General features: G+C 62.9%; 8 protein-coding genes and 1 pseudogene. 7 read left to right on the top strand and 2 right to left on the bottom strand.

Annotation, left to right across the window (positions count from 1 at the left end; genetic code table 11):
• The 6 genes and pseudogenes from Q0L57_RS33765 to Q0L57_RS33740 form a co-directional block, all read left to right on the top strand.
• Positions 1–305 (top strand): annotated as a pseudogene (locus tag Q0L57_RS33765) (ABC transporter ATP-binding protein); the annotation flags it as partial.
• 11 nt (positions 306–316) lie between these two features.
• Positions 317–664 (top strand): DUF6867 family protein, encoded by a 348-nt coding sequence (locus Q0L57_RS33760; RefSeq protein WP_296747552.1) that lies wholly within the window; start codon positions 317–319, stop codon positions 662–664.
• Between the two features lie 137 nt (positions 665–801).
• Positions 802–1,923 (top strand): branched-chain amino acid ABC transporter substrate-binding protein, encoded by a 1,122-nt coding sequence (locus Q0L57_RS33755; protein WP_296747548.1) that lies wholly within the window; start codon positions 802–804, stop codon positions 1,921–1,923.
• Between the two features lie 271 nt (positions 1,924–2,194).
• Entirely contained in the window at positions 2,195–5,653 is a 3,459-nt protein-coding gene (pyc, locus tag Q0L57_RS33750) for a pyruvate carboxylase (protein WP_296747546.1), read from the top strand.
• A gap of 213 nt (positions 5,654–5,866) precedes the next feature.
• Positions 5,867–6,127 carry a DUF2312 domain-containing protein gene (locus tag Q0L57_RS33745; protein WP_296747544.1) on the top strand — a complete coding sequence of 87 codons (261 nt, stop codon included), beginning with the start codon at positions 5,867–5,869 and terminating at the stop codon, positions 6,125–6,127.
• A gap of 164 nt (positions 6,128–6,291) precedes the next feature.
• Positions 6,292–6,744 (top strand): DUF4268 domain-containing protein, encoded by a 453-nt coding sequence (locus Q0L57_RS33740; RefSeq protein WP_296747543.1) that lies wholly within the window; start codon positions 6,292–6,294, stop codon positions 6,742–6,744.
• 24 nt (positions 6,745–6,768) lie between these two features.
• On the opposite strand, the gene Q0L57_RS33735 is transcribed toward Q0L57_RS33740, so the two are convergent.
• On the bottom strand, positions 6,769–7,278 hold the full coding sequence (locus tag Q0L57_RS33735) for an arsenate reductase ArsC (RefSeq protein ID WP_296747541.1): 510 nt from the start codon (positions 7,276–7,278) through the stop codon (positions 6,769–6,771).
• Between the two features lie 184 nt (positions 7,279–7,462).
• On the opposite strand from Q0L57_RS33735, the gene Q0L57_RS33730 reads away from it, so the two are divergent.
• A complete protein-coding gene (locus Q0L57_RS33730; RefSeq protein ID WP_296747550.1) occupies positions 7,463–7,762 on the top strand; it encodes a hypothetical protein in 300 nt (99 codons plus the stop codon).
• A 62-nt stretch (positions 7,763–7,824) separates the two neighbouring features.
• Here Q0L57_RS33730 and msrB read toward each other — a convergent pair whose 3' ends face one another.
• Complete coding sequence (gene msrB / locus Q0L57_RS33725) at positions 7,825–8,229, bottom strand: peptide-methionine (R)-S-oxide reductase MsrB (RefSeq protein ID WP_296747539.1); 405 nt, start codon at positions 8,227–8,229, stop codon at positions 7,825–7,827.
• Positions 8,230–8,261: the final 32 nt, after the last annotated feature.

Genomic DNA, 8,261 nt, shown 5'->3' with positions numbered 1-8,261 from the left:
GCGAGCAGCAGATGCTGTCGATCGGGCGCGCGCTGATGGCGCGGCCGAAGCTGCTTCTGCTCGACGAGCCGTCGCTGGGTCTGGCGCCGCTGATCGTCAAGCAGATCTTCGACGCCATCCGCGAATTGAACAAGAGCCAGGGGCTGACGGTGTTCCTGGTCGAGCAGAACGCCTTCGGCGCCCTCAAGCTCGCCGACCGCGGGTATGTCATGGTCAACGGCAACGTGACCATGAGCGGCAGCGGCAAGGACCTGCTCGCCAATCCGGAAGTGCGCGCCGCCTATCTCGAAGGCGGGCATCACTAAGAGGGATCTTCATCATGGGCATTCTCTACGAAGAAGCCTCGGTCTGGCAGTTCCTGTTCGTCACCTGCCTGCTGGGCGGCTGGGCGGCATGGATGACCGGCAAGGCGGCGGCGCAGACCTGGAGCAGTCATACCCAGCTGTTCTTCTACATGCTCGGGCTCGGCATCGGCATAAGGTTCATCCATCATGCCCTGTTCGCGGGCACGATGTTCTCGCTGCAGTACTATATCGTCGACACCATCGTGCTGATGATATTCGGGTTCCTCGGCTATCAATACACGCGCACCAACCAGATGGTGACACAGTATAACTGGCTCTACGAAAGAGCTTCCTTATTGAGCTGGAAACCAAAAGGTTGAGGTTCATGATTAACGCCGTTCCGGGGATGAATCGGCGTGACAAGTGCCAGAAAATCGGCATTCTATGCTTTCTGCGATAAGGGTGGGCATCGCATGAAAGTATCATCCACGCCCACTCCGTAAATGGGAGCGTTTCAATGAAAAAATCACTTTTGTCCGCCGTGGCACTGACCGCGTTCGTCGCGCTCAGTGGTCACGCGTGGGCCGCCGACATCCTGATCGGCGTGGCCGGTCCGATCACCGGTCCGAACGCGGCGTTCGGCGCGCAGTTGCAGAAGGGCGCGGAACAGGCGGTCGCCGATATCAACGCGGCGGGCGGTGTCAACGGCCAGCAGCTCAAGCTTGAAATCGGCGACGACGTCTCCGACCCCAAGCAGGGCATTTCGGTCGCCAACAAGTTCGTCGCTGACGGCGTCAAGTATGTCGACGGCCACTTCAACTCGGGCGTGACCATTCCCGCCTCGGAAGTTTATGCCGAGAACGGCATCCTCGTCATGACGCCAGCGGCCACCAATCCGAAGCTCACCGAGCGCGGCCTGTGGAACACCTTCCGTACCTGCGGTCGCGACGACCAGCAGGGTAAGGTGGCGGGCGACTATATCGCCAAGAACTTCAAGGACGCCAAGATCGCCATCATCCACGACAAGACGCCTTACGGCCAGGGCCTCGCAGACGAGACCAAGAAGAACCTGAACGCCGACGGCATCAAGGAAGTGATGTATGAAGGCGTGAATGTCGGCGACAAGGACTTCTCGGCCCTCATCGCCAAGATGAAGGAAAACGGCGTCACCCTGATCTACTGGGGCGGTCTGCACACCGAAGCTGGCCTGATCATCCGCCAGTCGGCCGACCAGGGCCTCAAGGCGCCGCTGTTCTCGGGTGACGGCATCGTCTCCAACGAACTGGCCTCGATCGCCGGTGACGCCGTCGCCGGCACGCTGAACACCTTCGCTCCGGATCCGCGCAAGAACCCGGCCGCCAAGGAAGTCGTCGAGAAGTTCCGCGCCGCCGGCTTCGAGCCGGAGGCCTATACGCTCTACTCCTACGCCGCCGTGCAGATCATCGCCCAGGCCATCGCCAAGACCGGCTCCGCCGACGACGCGCAGAAGGTTGCCGCGACGATCAAGGCTGGCGGTCCGTGGAAGACGGCCATCGGCGATATCGGCTATGACGCCAAGGGCGACATCACCCGTCCGGACTACGTCATCTACGAATGGAAGAAGGGCGAAGACGGCAAGTACAGCTACTTCGAGAAATAAGCCGGCAAATAAAGGCCGACTTTTCGAGATGCCCGGCGCCAAGCGCCGGGCATTTTTTTATTGGCGGCTCCCACTAGTCGGACCGCAACGCACCGCCCTGGAGAACCGCTTGTGGGGACGCGCGGCGGTACTCGTGGTCATGATTTGGCGACCTTGGCGCAAACAAGCGATTTAAATCGTTTTAGCTGTCGCGCGATTTTGTTTGCGCTGCAGCATTTTCACGCTAATCATTGCGCCGGTTTCGTTTCCCTTCCCTGCTGGAGCCCAGTCCTTGGCAATCACGAAGATCCTCGTCGCCAACCGGTCCGAAATCGCCATCCGCGTCTTCCGCGCGGCCAACGAGCTGGGCCTCAAAACCGTGGCGATCTGGGCGGAAGAAGACAAATACTCGCTGCATCGCTTCAAGGCGGACGAGAGCTACCAGGTCGGGCGCGGGCCGCATCTGGCCAAGGATATGGGGCCGATCGAAAGCTACCTTTCGATCGAGGAGGTGATCCGCGTCGCCAGGCTGTCCGGCGCCGACGCCATCCATCCGGGCTACGGCCTGTTGTCGGAGAGTCCTGAGTTCGCCGAGGCGTGCGCCACGGCCGGCATCACCTTCATCGGGCCGAAACCGGAGACGATGCGCAGGCTCGGCAACAAGGTCGCCGCGCGCAACCTGGCGATCGAGGTCGGCGTTCCGGTCGTGCCGGCAACCGACCCGCTGCCTGACGACATGGAAGCGGTGAAGAAGCTCGCCGCGGAAGTAGGTTATCCGGTGATGCTGAAGGCCTCGTGGGGCGGCGGCGGCCGCGGCATGCGCGCCATCCGCTCGGAGGCCGACCTCGCCCGCGAGGTCATGGAAGGCAAGCGCGAGGCGAAGGCCGCCTTCGGCAAGGACGAGGTCTATCTCGAAAAGCTCATCGAGCGCGCCCGTCACGTCGAGGTGCAGGTGCTGGGCGACACGCATGGCAATGCGGTGCATCTGTTCGAGCGCGACTGCTCGATCCAGCGTCGCAACCAGAAGGTCGTCGAACGTGCGCCTGCCCCGTATCTCAGCGAAGCGCTGCGCCAGGAGCTCTGCGGCTACGCGCTGAAGATCGCGCGCGAGACCAGCTATATCGGTGCCGGCACCGTCGAGTTCCTGCAGGATGCCGATACCGGCAAATTCTACTTCATCGAGGTCAATCCGCGCATCCAGGTTGAGCACACCGTCACGGAAATGGTGACCGGCATCGACATCGTGAAAGCGCAGATCCACATCCTCGACGGCTTCGCCATCGGCACGCCGGAATCGGGCGTGCCGGCGCAGAAGGACATCAGGCTCAACGGCCACGCGCTGCAGTGCCGCATCACCACCGAGGATCCGGAGCACAATTTCATCCCGGACTACGGCCGCATCACCGCCTATCGCGGCGCGACCGGCTTCGGCATCCGCCTCGACGGCGGCACGGCGTATTCAGGCGCGGTGATTACCCGCTTCTACGATCCGCTGCTGGAGAAGGTGACGGCCTGGGCGCCGACGGCGGCGGAGACGATCGCGCGCATGAACCGCGCGCTGCGCGAGTTCCGCATCCGTGGTGTTGCCACCAATCTCACTTTCCTCGAAGCGATCATCAATCACCCGAGCTTCGCCGACAATTCCTACACGACCAAATTCATCGACACGACGCCGGAACTGTTCGAGCAGGTGAAGCGGCAGGATCGCGCCACCAAGCTGCTCAACTACCTGGCCGATGTCAGCGTCAACGGCCATCCCGAGACGCGCGGCCGGCCGATGCCGAAGGCTGACGCAGCCGCGCCCGTCATCCCCTGGTTCACCGGCCGCATCCCCGACGGCACGCGCCAGAAGCTCGACGCGCTCGGCCCGGAAAAGTTTGCCCAATGGATGCGCGCGCAAGAGAAGGTGCTGGTCACCGATACCACGATGCGCGATGGCCATCAGTCGCTGCTCGCCACGCGCGTTCGCACCTTCGACATCGCCCGTATCGCCGGCACCTATGCGCGGGCGCTGCCGCAACTGCTTTCACTGGAATGCTGGGGCGGCGCCACCTTCGACGTCGCGATGCGCTTCCTGACCGAGGATCCGTGGGAGCGGCTGAGCAGAGTGCGCGAAGCGGCGCCCAACCTTCTGCTGCAGATGCTTTTGCGCGGCGCCAACGGCGTCGGCTACACCAACTATCCCGACAATGTCGTCCAGCATTTCGTCCGCCAGGCGGCAAGCGGCGGCGTCGACCTGTTCCGCGTCTTCGACTGCCTGAACTGGGTCGAGAACATGCGTGTGGCCATGGACGCTGTCGGCGCCGAGGGCAAGCTGGTCGAAGCGGCGATGTGCTACACCGGCGATATCCTCGATCCGGCGCGCGCCAAATACGATCTCAAATATTATGTCGGGCTGGCCAAGGAACTGGAAGCGGCCGGCGCGCATATCATTGCGGTCAAGGACATGGCGGGCCTTTTGAAGCCGTCTGCCGCGCGCGTGCTGTTCAAGGCGCTGCGTGAATCGACCGATCTGCCGATCCATTTCCACACGCATGACACGTCCGGCCTGTCGGCGGCGACGGTGCTGGCGGCGGTGGAGACCGGCGTCGACGCCATCGATGCGGCGATGGATTCCTTCTCCGGCAACACCTCGCAGCCATGCCTCGGTTCCATCGTCGAGGCGCTGAAGGGCACCGAGCGCGATCCCGGCCTCGACCCGCAATGGATCCGCCACATCTCCTTCTACTGGGAAGCGGTGCGCAACCAGTATGCCGCCTTCGAAAGCGACCTCAAGGGGCCGGCCTCGGAGGTCTACCTGCACGAAATGCCGGGCGGCCAGTTCACCAACCTCAAGGAGCAGGCCCGTTCGCTCGGCCTGGAAACCCGCTGGCATGAAGTGGCGCAGGCCTATCACGACGTCAACCTGATGTTCGGCGACATCGTCAAGGTGACGCCGTCGTCCAAGGTGGTCGGCGACATGGCGCTTATGATGGTCAGCCAGGACCTCACCGTCGCCGATGTCGAGAACCCCGCCAAGGACATCGCGTTCCCGGACTCAGTCGTCTCGATGCTGCGCGGCGATCTCGGCCAATCGCCCGGCGGATGGCCGCAAGCGCTGCAGAAGAAGGCGCTGAAGGGCGAGAAAGCGATCACAACAAGGCCGGGTTCGCTGCTCAAGTCGGCGGACCTCGAGGCCAGCCGCAAGGAGATCGAGGAAAAGCTCGAACGCAAGCTCAGCGAATATGAGTTCGCCTCCTGGCTGATGTATCCGAAGGTATTTTCCGATTTCGCCGCCGCGCAGGAGACTTACGGGCCGGTCAGCGTGCTGCCTACACCGACCTATTTCTATGGCATGAAATCGGAAGACGAGATCTTCGTGGATATCGAGAAGGGCAAGACCCTGGTCGTACGCTGCCAGGCGTTCGGCGACGTCGACGACAAGGGCATGGTCACCGTCTTCTTCGAGCTGAACGGCCAGCCACGGCGCGTGAAAGTGCCGGACCGTGCGCATGGAGCCTCCGCCGCCAAGGTCCGGCGCAAGGCGGAGCCCGGGAACGAAGCACATGTCGGCGCGCCGATGCCGGGCGTGGTGTCGGCGCTTGCGGTCGCCGCCGGCCAGGGGGTCAAGGCGGGCGACGTGCTGCTGTCGATCGAGGCGATGAAAATGGAGACGGCACTGCATGCCGAGCATGACGGCGTGGTCGCCGAGGTGCTGGTCAAGGCCGGCGACCAGATCGATGCCAAGGACCTGCTGATCGCTTTCTCCTGACGGACGAGACCGGAATGCCATGAAGGTTGGCCGGCAGCAGCCCTTCATGCCACGTCGATAATATCTTGACCCGCTGCGCCTGCTCGGGCAGGGAACCCGCTCCAATTCGCCGGCCGGCTCTCCCGAGTCGCCGGTTCCCTGTTTCCACGCAATTCCCGACGGAAAGCCGTTACTAGTTTTCCTGGAATTGTTGCCAACGACGCGGAGAGAAAAATGGCCGACGAGATCACCGAGACCAGCCAGACTGTAGCCGCCGGCCAGCTGCGCTCGATCATCGAGCGCATCGAGCGCCTCGAGGAAGAAAAGAAGACGATCTCCGACGATATCAAGGACGTCTACGCGGAAGCCAAGGGCACCGGCTTCGACACCAAGGCGATCCGCACGATCGTCCGGCTGCGCAAGAAGGACCAGGCCGAGCGCCAGGAGGAGGAGTCGATCCTCGACCTCTACAAGGCCGCGCTCGGCATGGCATAAGGAGACTGCTTGGAAATTCTACTCCGGCGGCCATCTGATGGCGTTTTCTGCGCTTCCGTTGCTCACGGACCAAAATGTCCGCTGCGCTACGGTTCTCGAAACCGCCATCATATGACTCGCCAGAGCGAATTTCGAAACAGTCTCGGCCAGCGGGGCAGCCGGCAATGAGTGAGTTCGACTTCGGCGGCCGTCGCGCCTCGGAGTTCCGCCATCGCGGCTTCTGGACGCTGTTCGCCGAGCGGCATCCGGAAGAAAGAGCCAGGCTGGCGCGGCGCGGGCCGTGGTTCTGGCAGCGCGGGCTGCCAGAATTCAGCCTCGTGCTTTCCATGTATGTCGCGCCCAGCGAGAACGTGGTCGGCGTCTTCTTCGGCCGCAACGAGAAACTTGGTGCGACCGAGGTCTGGACACGGCTCAAGCCGTTCCAGCCGGCGATCGAGGCGCGGCTGAAGCTCCGGCCGGAACAGAGCGCGCAGAATCTCGGCATCAATTCGCAATGGCGGGTGAACTGTTTCGCTGAAGACAATTGGCCGGCCATGGCGGATTGGCTGGTCACGGAATGCACGCGCTTCGAGCGCGCCCTTGTCGAGATCCTTGGGGACAGTGAAGCGCTGGCGTAAGCCCGGCTTCGCCCCCGATCGGTCTCAATTCGGTTGGGACCGGTCCCTGCCTATCTCCTCCAGGCGCTGCTGCAGGGCCAATTGATCAAGCGAGTCTACCGGCAGGTTCGTGAACAGAGCGATCCGGTTGTTCAGCATGCGATAGGCGTCGGCGAAAGCGAAATGCCGCTCGGCGTCCGTCCCGTCGGCCTTGCCCGGGTCCGGCACCGCCCAAAGCGCCGTCATCGGATGGCCCGGCCATACCGGGCAGCTTTCATTGGCGGTGCTGTCGCAAAGGGTGAAGACGAAGTCCATTTCCGGCACATCGGGCCCGGAAAACTCGTCCCAGCTCTTGGAGCGGGCGAAGGACGTGTCGTAGTTCAGGCTCTTCAGCAGCTGGAGCGCGTCTGGGTTGACGGTGCCCTTCGGGTGCGAGCCGGCGGAATAGGCCTTGAAGTGGCCGGCACCAAGACGGTTGAGAATAGCTTCGCCCATGATCGAGCGGGCGGAGTTGGCGTTGCAAAGAAAGAGAACGTTGTAGACACGATTGGCCATTCCGAATCCCTCCATATTGCGTGCAAGGACAGGATACGATGCGGATCACAGCCGTGTGATGATACACCTTTTGGCGCCGGATTTCTGCGTCGTTTCAGTCGGATTTCGCGACTCTCCTGGGATATAGCGCGATGGAGCTCAATTGACCGACGGGCCTGACCCCGCGAACGCAGCGCCTCGGACGATCGGCCGAGGCTTTTTCAGTTCACGCTGGCGGGGAGATGTGCCGCTCGACCGGCTGTTTTGGCGCGACATGCTGCTGGTGGCAACGGTTATCAGCCTCGGCTCGTCGGCGTTGGCGCTTGTCCTGCTCGGGCTGAAATTGCCGCTGTGGGCGGTCTTGGCGGTACATTTCCTGCCGGTGCCCTACAACATCTTCCTCACCGTTTCGGTGTGGCGAACGGCGGAGAGGGCTGGTGGCGCCAAGGCCTCGCTGATGATGCTGGGCTCGGCGCTCTGGCTGATCGCGACTGTGGTCGTATGAAGGGCACGGAGCGTAAAAAGGGCGGCCGAAGCCGCCCTTACTCGCATCTTTACAGGTTCCGGTCAGGCAGCCGGCTCGAAACGCAGCGCCACGCCGTTAATGCAATAGCGCAGACCGGTCGGCGGCGGGCCGTCCTCAAAGACGTGGCCGAGGTGGCTGCCGCAGCGCGAGCAGTGGCATTCGGTTCGGACCATGCCGTAGCTGCGATCGACAGTGGTCTCGATCGAGCCCTCGACGGGATCGTTGAAGCTCGGCCAGCCGGTGCCGCTCTCGAACTTCAGCTTGGATTCGAACAGCGGCTGGTCGCAGCCGACGCAGAAGAAAGTCCCGGCGCGCTTCTCATAGAGCAGGGCGCAGCTACCGGGGCGCTCGGTGCCGTGATTGCGCATGACGCCATATTGCTCGGGCGTCAGCCGGGCGCGCCATTCGGCGTCGGTACGGGTAACGGGATAGGCGTGGGTGTCCATGAAATCTCCTCGGCCTTGGCGGCTCGTTGTTG

Origin of the sequence: Mesorhizobium sp., from assembly GCF_024509055.1 — a bacterium.
Lineage (GTDB): Bacteria > Pseudomonadota > Alphaproteobacteria > Rhizobiales > Rhizobiaceae > Mesorhizobium.
Note: the sequence above shows the minus strand (reverse complement) of the source record. Positions and strands in the feature narration are given on the sequence as shown.

What these genes read in the sequence shown, in the direction of transcription:
- Q0L57_RS33740 (WP_296747543.1), top strand. Translation starts at nt 6,292, where the DNA reads ATGAGTGAGTTCGACTTCGGCGGCCGTCGCGCCTCGGAGTTCCGCCAT.
- msrB (WP_296747539.1), bottom strand. Translation starts at nt 8,229, where the DNA reads ATGGACACCCACGCCTATCCCGTTACCCGTACCGACGCCGAATGGCGC.
- Q0L57_RS33735 (WP_296747541.1), bottom strand. Translation starts at nt 7,278, where the DNA reads ATGGCCAATCGTGTCTACAACGTTCTCTTTCTTTGCAACGCCAACTCC.
- Q0L57_RS33755 (WP_296747548.1), top strand. Translation starts at nt 802, where the DNA reads ATGAAAAAATCACTTTTGTCCGCCGTGGCACTGACCGCGTTCGTCGCG.
- Q0L57_RS33745 (WP_296747544.1), top strand. Translation starts at nt 5,867, where the DNA reads ATGGCCGACGAGATCACCGAGACCAGCCAGACTGTAGCCGCCGGCCAG.